Genomic DNA, 15,531 nt, shown 5'->3' on the forward strand with positions numbered 1-15,531 from the left:
ATATTTGACATAACGCTCAGACTGTCAACAATCCCAATAAAATGCTATACTCTTCACACGATTTAACACCCTAACACAGGCCGTCTGAAAGACTTATCAAGATGATCAGCAAACAAGAATACCAAGCCCAAGCCGCACAAGGTTACAACCGCATTCCACTCGTTCAAGAGCTGCTTGCCGACTTGGACACACCGCTCTCAATCTACCTAAAACTTGCCAACAAGCCTTTCACCTACCTGCTCGAATCCGTTGTCGGTGGAGAACGCTTCGGCCGCTATTCCTTTATCGGCCTGCCTTGCAGCCATTATCTCAAAACCAGCGGCAAACATGTCGATGTGTATCAAAACGGCGAAATCATCGAACAACACGACGGTAATCCCCTACCCTTTATCGAAGCCTTCCACAACCGCTTCAAAACGCCCGAAATCCCAAGCCTGCCGCGCTTTACAGGTGGCCTGGTCGGCTATTTCGGTTATGAAACCATCTATAATTTCGAACATTTTTCCCACCGCCTGAAACATACTGCTAAAGCCGATCCGCTCGGTACGCCCGACATCCTCCTGATGCTCTCGCAAGAGCTTGCGGTAGTGGATAATCTAAGCGGCAAAATCTATCTGATTGTTTATGCCGATCCGTCTCAAGCCAACGGCTACGAACGCGCACGCGAACGTCTTGAAGACATCCGTACCCAGTTACGCCAAAGTTGCGCCATCCCGCTTTCCCTCGGCAGCAAGCAAACCCAAGCAGTCAGCGAGTTCGGCGAAGAACCCTTCAAAGCCTGTGTCAACAAAATCAAAGACTACATCTTTGCAGGCGACTGCATGCAGGTCGTCCCCAGCCAACGCATGAGCATGGAATTTACCGACAATCCGCTTGCCCTCTACCGCGCCCTGCGTACGCTGAACCCATCGCCATACATGTTCTACTACGATTTCGGCGATTTCCATATTGTCGGCTCTTCGCCCGAAATCCTCGTCCGCCGCGAACGCGACGATGTCATCGTCCGCCCTATCGCCGGCACACGCCTGCGCGGCAAAACACCAGCCGAAGACCTCGCCAACGAGCAAGACCTGCTGAGCGATGCCAAAGAGATTGCCGAACACGTCATGTTGATTGACTTAGGACGCAACGACGTCGGCCGTATCAGTAAAACCGGCGAAGTCAAAGTCACCGACAAAATGGTGATTGAAAAATACTCCCATGTGATGCACATCGTCTCTAACGTCGAAGGCCGTCTGAAAGACGGCATGACCAACATGAACATCCTTGCCGCCACCTTCCCTGCAGGCACGCTTTCCGGCGCTCCCAAAGTCCGCGCCATGGAAATCATCGAAGAAGTCGAGCCGAGCAAACGCGGCATCTACGGCGGCGCCGTCGGCGTATGGAGTTTCAACAACGACATGGACTTGGCCATCGCCATCCGTACTGCCGTGATTAAAAACAATACCCTCTTCGTCCAAAGCGGCGCAGGTGTAGTTGCTGATTCCGACCCAACATCCGAATGGCAGGAAACCCAAAACAAAGCCCGGGCAGTAATCCGCGCAGCGCAAATGGTGCAAGAAGGATTGGATAAATAATTTTCAGACGGCCTGCGCTCTGAAATGACTAAACAACAAGATTATGATACTAAACGAAAAACAACTAAAATCCATCAGCAAATTCCTCAGCTTCATCTTGCGCCACCATCCTGAGCAAATTGGTATTACTTTGGATAAAGACGGCTGGGTGGATATTAATACCTTACTGACGCAGGTAAACCATCCTGATCGCGGCTTTACGGGCAATCCGCTGACCTATGAAGTATTGTTGGAAGTGGTCGAAAACAACGATAAAAAAAGGTTTACCCTTTCTGAAGACGGCAAACGCATCCGTGCGGCACAAGGTCATTCGACGGCACAAGTTCAGGTCGAACACAAAGTGGCAACGCCTCCTCAGATTTTGTATCACGGTACGGCTGAACGCTCTGTTTCGTCTATTTTGGAACAAGGCCTGCATTCTGCCTCGCGCCATTTTGTCCATCTGTCTGCCGATGCTACAACAGCCGTCAACGTCGGCTCCCGACACGGCAAGCCGCTTGTATTGACCATCGACACTGTCGCCATGCTTGCGGCAGGACATCAATTTTATTTGGCGGACAACGGCGTATGGTTAACTGAAAACGTTCCGCCGCAATTTATCGGCAAACTTTAAAACATCAGGCCGTCTGAAGCTGTAAAACCATTTTCAGACGGTCTGCAAACACCCTACCCAATTTCTTCATAAAGCGATTATCCATGAACACATCCCCCATCCTCCCTCCTGCTATGCTCGGCATTCTTGGCGGCGGACAATTAGGCAGAATGTTTACTGTTGCTGCCAAAACCATGGGCTACAAAGTAACTGTACTCGATCCCGACCCGAATGCGCCGGCAGCGGAATTTGCCGACCGTCATTTATGCGCGCCGTTTGATGATGAAGCAGCTTTGGAAGAATTGGCAAAATGCGCGGCTGTTACGACCGAGTTTGAAAACGTCAATGCCGACGCGATGCGTTTTCTCGCCAAACATACCAATGTTTCCCCCAGCGGCGACTGCGTTGCCATCGCGCAAAACCGCATTCAGGAAAAGGCATGGATACGCAAAGCAGGCCTGCAAACCGCGCCGTATCAAGCAGTTTGCAAGACCGAAGACATCACTGAAGAAAGCGTACAATTTCTGCCCGGCATCCTGAAAACTGCTACTTTGGGCTACGACGGCAAAGGCCAAATCCGCGTAAAAACATTGGATGAACTCAAAGCCGCATTTGCCGAACACGGCGGCGTGGATTGCGTTTTGGAAAAAATGGTGGATTTGCGCGGCGAAATTTCCGTTATCGTATGCCGTCTGAACAATGACAACGTGCAAACTTTCGACCCTGCCGAAAATATTCACGAAAACGGTATCCTCGCCTACTCCATCGTCCCGGCCCGACTGAGTGTCGACATTCAGCAACAGGCACGACAAATGGCGCAGCGTTTGGCCGATGAATTGAACTACGTCGGCGTATTGGCAGTAGAAATGTTTGTTGTCGGCGACACGCATGAATTGGTCGTCAACGAAATCGCCCCGCGTCCGCACAATTCCGGCCACCATACCATCGACGCCTGTGCGGCAGACCAATTCCAGCAACAGGTCCGCCTGATGTGCAACCTGCCTCCGGCTGATACCAAATTACTGAGCTCTTGCTGTATGGCGAATATTTTGGGCGACGTTTGGAAGGAAGACGGCGGCGACCCCGAATGGCTGCCGCTGCAAAGTAACCCGAATGCACATCTGCATCTTTACGGTAAAAAAGCCGCGCGCAAAGGTCGAAAAATGGGCCACTTTACCGTCTTGGCCAATGATGCGGACAACGCGTTCCAAACCGCACAAACCTTACATCAAAGCCTGTAACCTTACCCACTTTTTTCAGACGGCCTTTGATTACCAAAGGCCGTCTGAAATCAATTTTTCCGACCATCCGCCATGAGCCTTCTGACCATCCTCCGTCCGGCAACCGAAAAAGACTGCCAAGCCATACACAACGCCCATCTGCATGCCGTTCAATACGCCTGCATCCGCAGTTACGATGAAACCATTATGCACACATGGGAAAGTCTGCTCGACATCAACAGCTATTTGGAAACCATCTCCGATAAAAACAAAGCTTTGTGGGTGGTCGAATACAAAGGGCTGATTCAAGGTTTCTTCCAAGTCGATTTCAAAGAAGCGCAACTGGACGCCTTATACGTCCATCCGCTCTTCCACAATCTCGGCTTGGGTACGGCCCTACTCAGCCGCGCCGAAGAAATGGCACGAAATGCAGGTCTCAGCTTTCTCAAACTGTATGCTTCGCTCAATTCCGTGCCTTTTTATCGCCTCAACCGTTACGAGTCGCTCGGTACTGCCGTGTTGCAGCTGAACAAAACCGTCCGCGTCGAATGCGAATTGATGCGCAAATACCTGTAATTTTCTCTTCCTCCGTTGCTTTTTTGAAAGAAACCGATGTCCCGAATTGCCGCCCTGCCCGACCATCTTGTCAATCAAATCGCCGCCGGCGAAGTGGTCGAACGTCCTGCCAACGCCTTGAAAGAAATCGTTGAAAACAGCATCGATGCAGGCGCGACGGCGATTGATGTCGAGCTGGCCGGCGGCGGCATCCGCCTGATTCGCGTCAGCGACAACGGCAGCGGTATCCATCCGGACGACATCGAGCTTGCACTACACCGCCACGCCACCAGCAAAATCAAAACCTTAAACGATTTGGAACACGTTGCCAGCATGGGCTTTCGCGGCGAAGGTTTGGCCAGTATCGCCTCCGTCAGCCGCCTGACCCTGACCAGCCGTCAAGAAGACAGCACGCATGCAACCCAAGTCAAAGCCGAAGATGGCAAACTCAGCAGCCCCACCGCCGCCGCCCACCCTGTCGGCACCACCATCGAAGCCGCCGAACTCTTCTTCAACACCCCCGCGCGGCGCAAGTTCCTCAAATCCGAAAACACCGAATACGCCCACTGCGCCACCATGCTCGAACGCCTCGCGCTGGCGCATCCGCACATCGCCTTCTCGCTCAAACGCGACGGCAAACAAGTGTTCAAATTCCCCGCCCAAAGCCTGCACGAACGCATAGCCGCCATTGTCGGCGAAGACTTTCAGGCAGCATCCTTAGAAATCGACAGCGGCAACGGCGCGCTGCGGCTCTATGGCGCGATTGCCAAACCGACTTTCGCCAAAGGCAAAACCGACAAACAATACTGCTTCGTCAACCATCGCTTCGTGCGCGACAAAGTCATGCTCCATGCCGTCAAGCAGGCATACCGCGACGTATTGCACAACGCGCTGACGCCTGCTTTCGTCCTCTTTCTCGATCTGCCGCCCGAAGCCGTGGATGTCAACGTCCACCCGACCAAAACCGAAATCCGCTTCCGAGACAGCCAACAGGTGCACCAACTCGTGTTCCACACGCTCAACAAAGCCCTTGCCGACACGCGCGCCGACTTGACCGAAAGCGTCAGCAACGCAGGCGAAGTGTTGCATGACATTACCGGCGTTACGCCTGCACCAATGCCGTCTGAAAACAACAGCGAAAATCTGTTTGATAGCACATCCAACTACCCGACAGGCAACAAATCCAATACACGCAATGCCTTTGGCTCATCAGGCAAAACCGCGCCCATGCCTTACCAAGCCGCACGCGCGCCGCAGCAACGCAGCCTGTCCCTGCGCGAAAGCCGCGCGGCCATGAATACTTATGCCGAACTCTACAAAAAAACCGACGACATTGACCTTGAGTTGAGCCAATTCGAGCAGGCACGTTTCGGCAATATGCCGTCTGAAACGCCTATTCCCAAAACAGATACGCCGCTTTCAGACGGCCTTCCCTCCCAATCCGAATTACCGCCGCTCGGCTTTGCCATTGCCCAATTACTAGGCATCTACATCCTTGCCCAAGCAGAAGAGAGCCTGTTGCTCATCGATATGCACGCCGCTGCCGAACGCGTCAACTACGAGAAAATGAAACGCCAACGTCAGGAAAACGGCAACCTGCAAAGCCAACGCCTGCTTATTCCCGTAACCTTTGCCGCATCCCACGAAGAATGCGCCGCTCTTGCCGATCATGCCGAAATGCTGGCAGGCTTTGGCTTGGAATTGTCCGACATGGGCGGCAATACCCTTGCCGTCCGTGCAGTTCCCGCTATGCTCGGCAAAGCCGACGTTGTTTCGCTGGCTAAAGATGTATTGGGCGAACTCGCCCAAGTCGGCAGTAGCCAAACCATCGAGGAACACGAAAACCACATCCTCGCCACCATGTCCTGCCACGGCTCAGTCCGCGCCGGCCGCCAACTGACTTTGCCCGAAATGAACGCACTCCTGCGCGATATGGAAAACACACCGCGCAGCAACCAGTGCAACCACGGCCGTCCGACTTGGGTCAAACTGACTTTAAAAGAATTGGATGCGTTGTTTTTACGCGGACAGTAACGCCGATAAAAAGGCCGTCTGAAAATGCTTTCAGACGGCCTTTTAACTTATTTGCCCTTAACGAATATCCATAGGCGCAAACGATTTCACGGTTTCATCGATTGCTTTAACACGGGTCAGGAAATCTTCCAATTGGGCAAGCGGCAATGCGCTTGGGCCATCGCATTTGGCTTGGTCGGGATTGGCATGGGATTCGAGAAACAAACCGGCCAATCGGGTTGCCATACCGGCAAGCGCCAAGTCCAATACTTGGGCGCGACGGCCGCCTGACGCAGCAGCGCCGGATTCACGCGTTTGCAGGGAATGGGTAACGTCAAAAATAACGGGCAGGTTGTTACACGTTTTTTTCATCACGCCAAAGCCGAGCATATCGACCACCAAATTGTCGTAGCCGAAATTTGCGCCGCGTTCACACAAAATGATTTGCTCATTGCCTGCTTCTTGGAATTTCTCCACAATGTTTTTCATTTGAGACGGGCTGAGGAATTGCGGCTTTTTGATGTTGATGACATTGCCGGTTTTCGCCATTGCCACCACCAAATCGGTTTGGCGTGCCAAGAAGGCTGGCAGCTGGATGACATCGCAGACTTCGGCAACCGGTTGGCATTGGTAAGGCTCGTGAACGTCGGTAATCACGGGAACGTTAAACTCGCGTTTCACCGCTTGAAAAATCTTCATACCTTCGTCCAAACCCACACCGCGGAAAGAGTGGATGGAAGAGCGGTTTGCCTTGTCGAAAGAGGCTTTGAACACGTAAGGGATGCCGAGTTTATTAGTTACTTTAACGTATTGCTCACAGGCTTTCAGCGTAGAGTCAAGGTCTTCAAGGACATTGATGCCGCCGAAAAGGGTAAAGGGCGCATCGTTGCTGACGGTGATGTTGTTGATTTGGATATTCACGGCAAAGCCTTTCAGATAAGTTGAATTTGGGAAACAGGCCGTCTGAAACGTTTCAGACGGCCTTCGTTTGAATATTACAACACGGTGTGCGGCGGCTCATAAGAAATCACGTCGCGGATTTTGTTGTTCTCATCGACGAGGACGACTTTCGGCTCATGCGCTGCAATTTCGGGTTCGGACAACATGACGTAAGACATGATAATCACGATGTCGCCTTTTTGAACCAAACGCGCGGCCGCGCCATTGAGGCAAACGACGCCGCTGCCGCGTTCGCCGGGGATGGTGTAGGTTTCAAGACGTTCGCCGTTGTTATTGTTGACGATGGCGACTTTTTCGTTCACGCAAATACCTGCCGCATCCAGCAGGTCTTGGTCAATGGTAATGCTGCCGACGTAGTTGAGATCGGCTTCGGTAACGGTGGCACGGTGGATTTTGCCGCCGAGCATAGTACGGAACATGGGTTTCCTTTTTGATTGTGGGTTGATTTGCGGTTTTAACTTCAATGAAGCTAAAACCGCTGTTTGTGTGATTGAGGATTAGTTATTGGGGAAGTCTGATTCGTCAAACTCGGGTTCCGGGTCGCTTTGAAGGACTTTTCCGTTTAATTTCAACTCGCTGTTTTGCAGAGTCAGATGGGTTTTGACATTATCGTCTTCTAAGGTCAAATATTTTTCTCTTGCCATGCTTTTAATGGTGCTGTCCACCATCAGGCGCAAGGTCTCGTTGATATCGTCGATGCTGGCGCGGCCTGCGGCTTCATCTTCGGCATTGACGCTAAACAGGCTGCTGGCTTGGTTGACGGCGAGCTGCTCCAACAATTTTTGCGGTACGCTCATGTTGAAGTCGGCTTCGGTTTTCTTCAGCATATCGCCCAGGCTGTTGAGGTCTTTAGCCGTCAAACCTTTAAAGGCAAGCTTGCCGCTGACATCGACATCACCATTAGGCATGGTAAATTTGAAAGTTTTGACGTTTAAAACCGGATTGTTGGTAAACAGGCCCGAAGCCTCGTTTTTGGCCGTCTGAAGCAAAGAAGCCTGAATTTCTTCTTCGCTCATTTTCTTCACGGACACTTCGGCAATTTTGTTTTTCAATGCCAAAAGTGATGCCGCATCCAAATGCTCGGCAGCGACGTTGATGTCCAGAGGGCCGTATTTGTCTTCGCCATAAGTCAGGCTTTCAAATTGGAAGCGGCCTTCGCTGTTGATGAATTTATCGACTTCGCCGGTCTGGGTATCGAAACGCAGTTTGTTGACTTCGATTTTAGACGGAGCAATCGTGCCGGTCGGATTGATAAACGCACCGATTTGCAGATTGGTCACAAGGTTGACCAACTCATTCAACTTAACGTTGTAATCGATGTTTTCTTTCCATTGCAGCAAGAATTTATCCAGCGTAATGCTGCTCTTGCCCAAAGAAAGCTTGGTCAGGCCGTCTTCCGTTTCGGATTGGAAGCGCAGGTTTTCCAAAGACACATCGCCTTTGTCGGCCAATTTGACTTGCAAAGACGGCGCAAGGTAATCGTGGCGATAGCTTTTGAAGCCTTGGCTGTAATCGGTATTGCCGCTAAAGCCTTTCCAGTTGAGCTTGATACCGGAAAGCTCTTCATAATCAAAGGCGGGAATATTGAGGCTGAGTTTGCCGTCGCCGGAAAGGTAAACCGTATTGGTCATGGTCAACGGCGTTTGCTGGCCGAAGAAGCGGTCCAAAACTTTTTTGGTTTCCGGATGGTATTGGAATTCGGTTTCCACATGGGCGCGCGTGCCGAAACCGCCTGCGAATGGGCCGTGTGTCACGTGGTTGATGACCGTAATCGGCTCTTGCAGGACGGTTTTCAAATTGTCCGGCAGGTATTTTTGCGTATTTTGAAGCAGGGTCGGCTTGAGGCGGATGACGGTCGTCTCGGTTGAACTGAACCAGCCGCGATCGTATTGATGGGACTCAACGGTCAGGAAACCGGATTCTTGCAACAGCTTTTGTTGCTCGGTCAGGCTTTCTTCCGCTTTGACACCAAGATAATAAGGTGTGCCGAGCGCAGCGGCGACAACAACGGCGGCAGTCGGGATAAGATACTTTTTCATCACTTCAAACAGATTAGGTTCAAAGCGTAAAGCATAGCATTTTTTAGCTGTTTTGTCTTATCCGCCGTTTCAGACGGCCTTTCAGTAAAGATTGTGATATTATGCAAACATAAACGATTTTTACACTTTTGGCAGGCCTTACCCTGTCTGCCAAAATGTCATTAAAGGTTTGCAAATGCTTTTATTCATTGATAATTACGACAGCTTCACCTACAACATCGTCCAATACTTTGCCGAATTGGGGCAGGAAGTTTTGGTTCGCTGCAACGATGAAATCACCATCGAAGAAATCGAAGCCCTAAAACCGCAATATCTGGTCATCGGCCCCGGCCCTTGTTCCCCTAAAGAAGCAGGCATTTCTGTTGCAGCCATGCAGCACTTTGCCGGCAGGCTGCCCGTCATGGGCGTGTGTCTCGGCCATCAAACCATGGGAGAAGCGTTCGGCGGCAATGTCGTGCGCGCGCAAACAATGATGCACGGCAAAGTCTCCCCCGTTTTCCATCACGGCACAGGCATGTTTAAAGACCTGCCCAATCCGGTCAACTGCACGCGCTACCACAGCCTGGCCATAGACCGCGCCACCCTGCCCGACTGCCTCGAAATTACCGCGTGGACGGAAGACGGCGAGATCATGGGCGTACGCCACAAGGAATATGCCGTCGAAGGCGTACAGTTCCACCCCGAAGCCCTGCTGACCGAACACGGCCACGATATGCTGAAAAACTTCTTGGAAGAATTCAAAGACTACCGCCCGCAAAAATCTTAATGAAAGGCCGTCTGAAAGGTGTTTGACAATGTTCAAACCGCATTTTCAGACGGCCTGAATCACATCGGACACAAACAAAGGAACAATCATGATTACCCCTCAACAAGCGATTGAACGCCTCATCAGCAATAACGAACTTTTCTACGATGAAATGACCGACCTCATGCGCCAAATCATGAGCGGCCAAGTTCCGCCCGAGCAAATCGCCGCCATCCTGACCGGCCTGCGGATTAAAGTTGAAACCGTTTCCGAGATTACCGCCGCAGCCAGCGTGATGCGCGAATTTGCCACTAAAGTGCCGCTGGAAAACGCCGATGACTTGGTCGATATTGTCGGCACGGGCGGCGATGGTGCCAAAACTTTCAATATTTCCACGACTTCTATGTTTGTCGCGGCTGCGGCAGGCGCGAAAGTCGCCAAACACGGCGGCCGCTCCGTTTCTTCATCCAGCGGCGCTGCCGATGTCATGGAACAAATGGGCGCCAACCTCAATCTCAACCCCGAACAGGTTGCCCAAAGCATTCAGCAAACCGGCATCGGCTTTATGTTCGCGCCCAACCATCACAGCGCCATGCGCTATGTTGCCCCTGTCCGCCGTTCGCTCGGCTTCCGCAGCATCTTCAATATCTTAGGCCCGCTGACCAATCCTGCCGGCGCGGCAAACCAACTGTTGGGCGTGTTCCACATCGACTTGTGCGGCATTCTTTCCCGCGTATTGCAACAGCTTGGTTCCAAGCATGTTTTGGTCGTGTGCGGCGAAGGCGGTTTGGATGAAATCACGCTGACCGGCAAAACCCGCGTTGCCGAACTGAAAGACGGCAAAATCACCGAATACGATATCAGCCCGGCCGATTTCGGCATGGAAATCCGCCGCAATTTGGACGAAATCAAAGTCGAAAACGCGCAAGAATCCCTGCAAAAAATGAACGAAGTGCTGGATGGCAAAGTCGGTGCCGCACGCGACATCGTCGTCCTCAATGCCGCCGCCGCGCTCTACGCAGGAAATGTGGTCGCATCGCTGGCGGACGGTGTCAAAGCCGCGCAAGAAGCCATCGACTCCGGCAAAGCCAAAGCCAAAAAAGACGAATTTATCGAATTTGGCAAACAGTTTGCCTAAACTTTAAAACCATAAACAAAGGCCGTCTGAAAAATCTTTCAGACGGCCTTTTATTCTTTAAATATTAAAATTTGCTTTTAATATCATTAATCAAGCCTTCAGCTTTTTCTTTGGCTTCTTCAGCCAAGTGTGCTACTTTCTCTTTGGCTTCACCGGCTAAATGAGCTGCTTTTTCTTTAGCTTCACCTGCAAAGTTTTCTACTTTTTCTTTAGCCTCGCCTGCGAAGTGCGCCGCTTTTTCTTTGGCTTCACCTGCAAAGTTTTCTGCTTTTTCTTTAGCATCCGCAGCAACTTCTTTTGTCTTACCGACGCCTTGTTGAACTACGCCTTCAGCTTTGAGTTTGGAATCGTCAAGAACTTCGCCGGCTTTCTCTTTTACTTCACCGCTGATTTGATCTAATTTGCCAGTCATCATTTATTCCTTCTTAGTTTCATGTTGATAAGAGTAATCACTATACCCCAATAGATATTGGGTTGCAACTTAAAGTCTGTCTCAATATTAAAAACATAATAAAAATGGATTACGTCAAGTTAGCACAACTGTTTCAATATCGCTTCGGCTACTGCCTCGCCTATCATCTTGCTGCCGAACTCATTGAAATGAAGTCCATCGCACAGCATCACATCGGTCAAATCCTGCTCAAACATCAGACTGTATAAATCATTGACGGTAAAACCATATTGCCTTGCCAAATCCTCCGCCACACGGTTATAGGCCTTCAAGTCGGCCAAATAGCGGCGCGAGGGTTTGACGATATTGTGTACGCTTTCCAAAAACGGCGTACTGCTCGCCCAAATAATTTTTGCCCCTGTCTGTTTCAAATAATCAAAAATTTGAATCAGGTTGCTGCGGTAGGTTTCTATATCGGCCACTGGCCCGTTACAGCCTTGATTGTGGCGGATGTCGTGCAAACCGCAGTTGATGTGGATAATGTCTCCCCCAGTCGCCCCCTCTGTCCATTGTCCGATATGCTCTAACACATCATACGACGAGCGACAGTTTTCCGATGGAGAAACAATTTCCGTCTCAGGCAAAGCGGCGCGCGTGTAAGGCTCCGAAGCAAGCCGAACGGAATCGCCGATTAAGTAAACGGTCATTTTTGTTCCCCTCCCTTTATTTGAACCAACAGCAAGGCCGTCTGAAATATCACTTATATTATTATAAGAGTGCTATTTCAGACGGCCTTAACTTCAGTCAAGTTCTATCGTTAAATCATCAATTAACGCTGACTGTTTTTATAAAAATCAATTAATTGCTTGGCCTGCAACATGGGCAGCCCAAAACGGTCGCTTACGACTTTCAAATCCTTCCATTCCTGACCGGTCAGATTCTGCCCAACCCATTTGAGGTTTTCCGGATTACTTTTGATTTTCTCAAAATACGCCTGCTTGCGTTTCCAGTTGCGCGACCACACCAGCAACATGGTAAAAATACATAAAACAATCAATACAATATTGGTAAACAACATCATGTCCATACGACATACTCCCACTTGGATCTCAAAATCAGAAAATATGGATTAAAGGCCGTCTGAAAAAACAATGTTTCAGACGGCCTCAGCGTGACGCTCAACGTTGCATTTCCAGCATTAATGCCTGGCAAGCGGATTCGTTTTCCAAAGCACAAGATTCGCTCAGTTGGTTTAAACGGCTGTCGCGGTCTGGTGTATTGCCTTGCGCCATCTCTGCTTTAGTTTCTTCAAAATTGGTACAGGCATTTTCATAACCGCCTTTACAGGCTCGCTCGTAGAGCTTGACCGCTGCGGCATAATCCATGCCCAAACCGCTGGACGGATTGAGATACAGATTGCCCAAAACATTGCAGCCGCGCATATTACCGCCATCGCAGGCTTTTTTCAGAAACGGATACGCATGAGCAGGCGCTTCAAGATAATCGCGCATCCAAATGGCCGCAGTGACACAACTTTCCAGATTGTTCCGATTGCATTCTCGTATCAGCTTATCGTGCTGCTTCTCGCTGTAATCCTCAGCCTGCACGCTAAATGCAGTGGCAACCAATGCTAAACCAAACAATAAACGAAGTGTTTTCATCTGATTATTTCTCCAAAAATACTTGATGACAGGCCGTCTGAAAAAACAGTCTTCAGACGGCCTTTATATTATCACTCAATATTCACCCGTTTCAGGCGCAAGGCATTACCCAATACCGAAACCGAGCTTGCCGCCATTGCCGCGCCTGCGATGACGGGGTTTAAAAAGCCGAGCGCGGCGAGCGGAATGCCCAAAATATTGTAGAAGAAGGCGAAAAACAGGTTTTGCTTAATGTTTTTCAAAGTTGCCTGCGACACCAGCAGGGCATCGGCGAGCTGGTTGACCGAATGTTGCATCAACGTCGCAGATGCGGTGTGTTCGGCAACGTCCGCGCCGCCTTTCATCGCGAAGCTAACATTGGCGGCGGCGAGCGCAGGTGCGTCGTTGATGCCGTCGCCGACCATAGCTACAGTTTTGCCGGCAGCTTTGAGTTTCTGCACTTCGGCGGCCTTGTCGCGCGGACTCATGTTGCCGAAGGCGTGTGCGATGCCCAGTTGTTTGGCGACGTATTCAACCGTGCCTTGGTTGTCGCCGCTCATAATATAGACATCGATATTGTGTTTTTTCAGACGGCCTATGGCTTCGGCGGTATCGGCTTTCAATGCGTCGGCAAGTGCGAATGCGCCGATAGGTTTGTTATCGACCGAGACTGCAACAATACTTGCAATGTCCCAAACGCCGTCTGAAAATTTCGGCAAGGTCAGTTCGGCAAATTCGGCTTTACCCGCTTTCACCAAACCCACGCCGTCCACTTCGGCGGTAATGCCTGCGCCGACAACGGTTTGCGCGTTTTGTGCGGCAGGAATCTCCAAGCCGCGCGCTTGGGCGGCGGAAACGATGGCGCGGGCAAGCGGATGAGCGGCGTTTTGTTCGACGGCGGCGGCGATGCGGTACAAAGCGTCTTCGTCAAAGCCGCTGTCGGGAACGCAATAAACGGCGGCAACCTGCGGCCTGCCTTCGGTCAGCGTGCCGGTTTTGTCCAACACGACGGCATCGACGTGGGCGGCTTCTTCCATTGCCGCCGCGTCTTTAAACCAAATGCCGTGTTTCACCGCCTTGCCCATGCCGACCATAATCGCGGCAGGGGTTGCCAGACCGAGCGCGCACGGGCAGGCAATCACCAAAACGGCAACGGCGTGCATCAGCGCAATCGTCCAATCGCCCTTAACCAGCCAAGTGGCGATAAAAGTCAGAAGCGCAATGCTCACGACGGCAGGCACGAACACCGCCGCCGCTTTATCGGCTACGCGCGCAATCGGTGCTTTACTGCCTTGTGCTTCAGAGAGCGCATTCATCATGTCGCCGAGCAGGGTTTGGCTGCCGAGCTGCGTAGCGCGGTATACCACGCTGCCTTCGGTCATCAGCGCACCTGCCAACACTTTGCCGCCCACCTTTTTCTCTTCGGGGTTGGATTCGCCGGTAAGATGGCTCTCGTCCGCCCAACCGCTGCCGCTCTCGATGATGCCGTCGGCGGCAATGCGTTCGCCGTGGTTGGCGCGGATAAGGTCGCCGATTTGCACTTGGTCGATGGGCAGTTGTTTCCATTCGCCATCGCGTTGCACGTTGACTTGGGTCGGCGTGAGCTTGAGCAGCAAGCCCAAGCTGTTCAGGCTGGATTTTTTGGTGCGGTGTTCCAAAAATTTGCCCAGCGACACAAAACCGATCACCATCACGCCTACTTCAAAATACACGTGTGCCATGCCGTGCGCCGCGTGCGGGCTGAAAAACAGCATATAGACGGAATACAGGTAAATCGACACCGTGCCAATGGTAACGAGCACGTCCATATTCGCCAGCCCGCCTTTAATACTCGCCCACGCGCTTTTGTAAAACGGGATTGCCAGCCAAAGCTGCACCACACTCGCCAATGCGAACTGCCACAACGGCGGAATCATCCAATCGTGCCGCCCGATCATCATCCCTGCCATGCCGATAAGGAACGGAATATTGATGGCCAACAAAAGCCACAGCCTCCAGCTTACATGCGCTGCTTCTTCGGGCTGCGGCAGCGCGTCTTCCGTTTTTTCCTTTGCGCCGTAACCGGTTTTCTCGATAATTTTGGCGATGTCGGCTGCGGAGGTTTTGCTGTCGTCAAACGTAACCTGCGCTTCCTCGCTGGCAAAGTTCACCCCTGCCGATTCGACAAAATCTTTTTTGTTCAACACTTTTTCAATACGCGAAGCACAGGCCTGACAGGTCATGCCTTCGATTTGAAAACGGACTTTTTGTTGCATGGTTTCTTCCTTCTGAATGTGGTTGGGCTACCTGAAAAAAGCGGAGCAGGGTTTTCAGGTAGCCTTTGGGGTGTTGCAGTCGATTTGTTGCGATTCGATTTACAAAGCCGCATCAAAGCCGCCGTCTTCCACCGCTTCTATTAGCGCGGCGGGGTTGGTTTGGGCGGGGTCGAATTCCACGACGGCATTCTTGTTTTCCAGGCTCACTTCGGCCTTGTCCACGCCGTTTACGCCTTCGAGGATGCTGGTAACGCTTTTCACGCAGCCGCCGCAGGTCATGCCTTCGATGTTTAATGTGATGGTTTGCATAGGGTTTCCTTTCTGTTGGAATGAGGCTGAGGTTTTAAAGCCCGTTGCAGCCAAAGCTTTCAGGTAACCTGAAATGATGGGTCTGCTCTTGCTTTCC

16 protein-coding genes are annotated in these 15,531 nt (G+C 51.4%); 7 read left to right on the plus strand and 9 right to left on the minus strand.

Annotated elements, in window-relative coordinates:
* Positions 1-101: 101 nt before the first annotated feature.
* The 5 genes from trpE to mutL all read left to right on the plus strand — a co-directional run bounded on the left by trpE (position 102) and on the right by mutL (position 5,978).
* A complete protein-coding gene (trpE, locus tag DBY97_RS00905) occupies positions 102-1,577 on the plus strand; it encodes an anthranilate synthase component I (RefSeq protein WP_107723134.1) in 1,476 nt (491 codons plus the stop codon).
* A 43-nt stretch (positions 1,578-1,620) separates the two neighbouring features.
* The gene (locus tag DBY97_RS00910) at positions 1,621-2,190 is read left to right on the plus strand and encodes an RNA 2'-phosphotransferase (protein WP_107723133.1); all 570 of its coding nucleotides are present in this window, start codon (positions 1,621-1,623) and stop codon (positions 2,188-2,190) included.
* A gap of 83 nt (positions 2,191-2,273) precedes the next feature.
* Entirely contained in the window at positions 2,274-3,410 is a 1,137-nt protein-coding gene (locus DBY97_RS00915; RefSeq protein ID WP_107723132.1) for a 5-(carboxyamino)imidazole ribonucleotide synthase, read from the plus strand.
* Between the two features lie 72 nt (positions 3,411-3,482).
* Positions 3,483-3,965, plus strand: coding sequence for a GNAT family N-acetyltransferase (locus tag DBY97_RS00920; RefSeq protein ID WP_003678948.1), 483 nt, complete (start codon positions 3,483-3,485; stop codon positions 3,963-3,965).
* A 36-nt stretch (positions 3,966-4,001) separates the two neighbouring features.
* A complete protein-coding gene (gene mutL / locus DBY97_RS00925; protein ID WP_107723131.1) occupies positions 4,002-5,978 on the plus strand; it encodes a DNA mismatch repair endonuclease MutL in 1,977 nt (658 codons plus the stop codon).
* Between the two features lie 57 nt (positions 5,979-6,035).
* Here the strand turns inward: mutL and kdsA are convergent, their stop codons facing one another.
* The 3 genes from kdsA to DBY97_RS00940 all read right to left on the minus strand — a co-directional run bounded on the left by kdsA (position 6,036) and on the right by DBY97_RS00940 (position 8,956).
* A complete protein-coding gene (gene kdsA / locus DBY97_RS00930; RefSeq protein ID WP_107723130.1) occupies positions 6,036-6,878 on the minus strand; it encodes a 3-deoxy-8-phosphooctulonate synthase in 843 nt (280 codons plus the stop codon).
* Between the two features lie 74 nt (positions 6,879-6,952).
* Positions 6,953-7,336, minus strand: coding sequence for an aspartate 1-decarboxylase (gene panD, locus DBY97_RS00935; protein WP_036490602.1), 384 nt, complete (start codon positions 7,334-7,336; stop codon positions 6,953-6,955).
* A 78-nt stretch (positions 7,337-7,414) separates the two neighbouring features.
* Positions 7,415-8,956, minus strand: a complete 1,542-nt coding sequence (locus DBY97_RS00940; protein WP_107857144.1) for a YdgA family protein — start codon at positions 8,954-8,956, stop codon at positions 7,415-7,417.
* Positions 8,957-9,131: 175 nt separating this feature from the next.
* Here DBY97_RS00940 and DBY97_RS00945 point away from each other — a divergent pair, with 175 nt between their 5' ends.
* Complete coding sequence (locus DBY97_RS00945) at positions 9,132-9,722, plus strand: aminodeoxychorismate/anthranilate synthase component II (protein ID WP_003683598.1); 591 nt, start codon at positions 9,132-9,134, stop codon at positions 9,720-9,722.
* Positions 9,723-9,810: 88 nt separating this feature from the next.
* Entirely contained in the window at positions 9,811-10,839 is a 1,029-nt protein-coding gene (gene trpD / locus DBY97_RS00950) for an anthranilate phosphoribosyltransferase (protein ID WP_003747072.1), read from the plus strand.
* 64 nt (positions 10,840-10,903) lie between these two features.
* Here trpD and DBY97_RS00955 read toward each other — a convergent pair whose 3' ends face one another.
* From DBY97_RS00955 to DBY97_RS00980, 6 genes are all read right to left on the minus strand, one after another.
* The gene (locus DBY97_RS00955) at positions 10,904-11,254 is read right to left on the minus strand and encodes a CsbD family protein (protein WP_003747074.1); all 351 of its coding nucleotides are present in this window, start codon (positions 11,252-11,254) and stop codon (positions 10,904-10,906) included.
* Positions 11,255-11,370: 116 nt separating this feature from the next.
* Positions 11,371-11,937, minus strand: a complete 567-nt coding sequence (locus DBY97_RS00960; protein ID WP_036490593.1) for an SGNH/GDSL hydrolase family protein — start codon at positions 11,935-11,937, stop codon at positions 11,371-11,373.
* A 122-nt stretch (positions 11,938-12,059) separates the two neighbouring features.
* Positions 12,060-12,317 (minus strand): hypothetical protein, encoded by a 258-nt coding sequence (locus DBY97_RS00965; protein ID WP_070587765.1) that lies wholly within the window; start codon positions 12,315-12,317, stop codon positions 12,060-12,062.
* A 91-nt stretch (positions 12,318-12,408) separates the two neighbouring features.
* A complete protein-coding gene (locus DBY97_RS00970; RefSeq protein WP_070587768.1) occupies positions 12,409-12,891 on the minus strand; it encodes a sel1 repeat family protein in 483 nt (160 codons plus the stop codon).
* Between the two features lie 71 nt (positions 12,892-12,962).
* Positions 12,963-15,125, minus strand: coding sequence for a heavy metal translocating P-type ATPase (locus tag DBY97_RS00975; RefSeq protein ID WP_107857145.1), 2,163 nt, complete (start codon positions 15,123-15,125; stop codon positions 12,963-12,965).
* Between the two features lie 99 nt (positions 15,126-15,224).
* Complete coding sequence (locus DBY97_RS00980) at positions 15,225-15,434, minus strand: heavy-metal-associated domain-containing protein (RefSeq protein ID WP_003674677.1); 210 nt, start codon at positions 15,432-15,434, stop codon at positions 15,225-15,227.
* Positions 15,435-15,531 lie beyond the last annotated feature (97 nt).

The sequence above is a fragment of the Neisseria subflava genome, from assembly GCF_003044645.1.
GTDB classification, from domain to species: Bacteria; Pseudomonadota; Gammaproteobacteria; order Burkholderiales; family Neisseriaceae; genus Neisseria; species Neisseria subflava_B.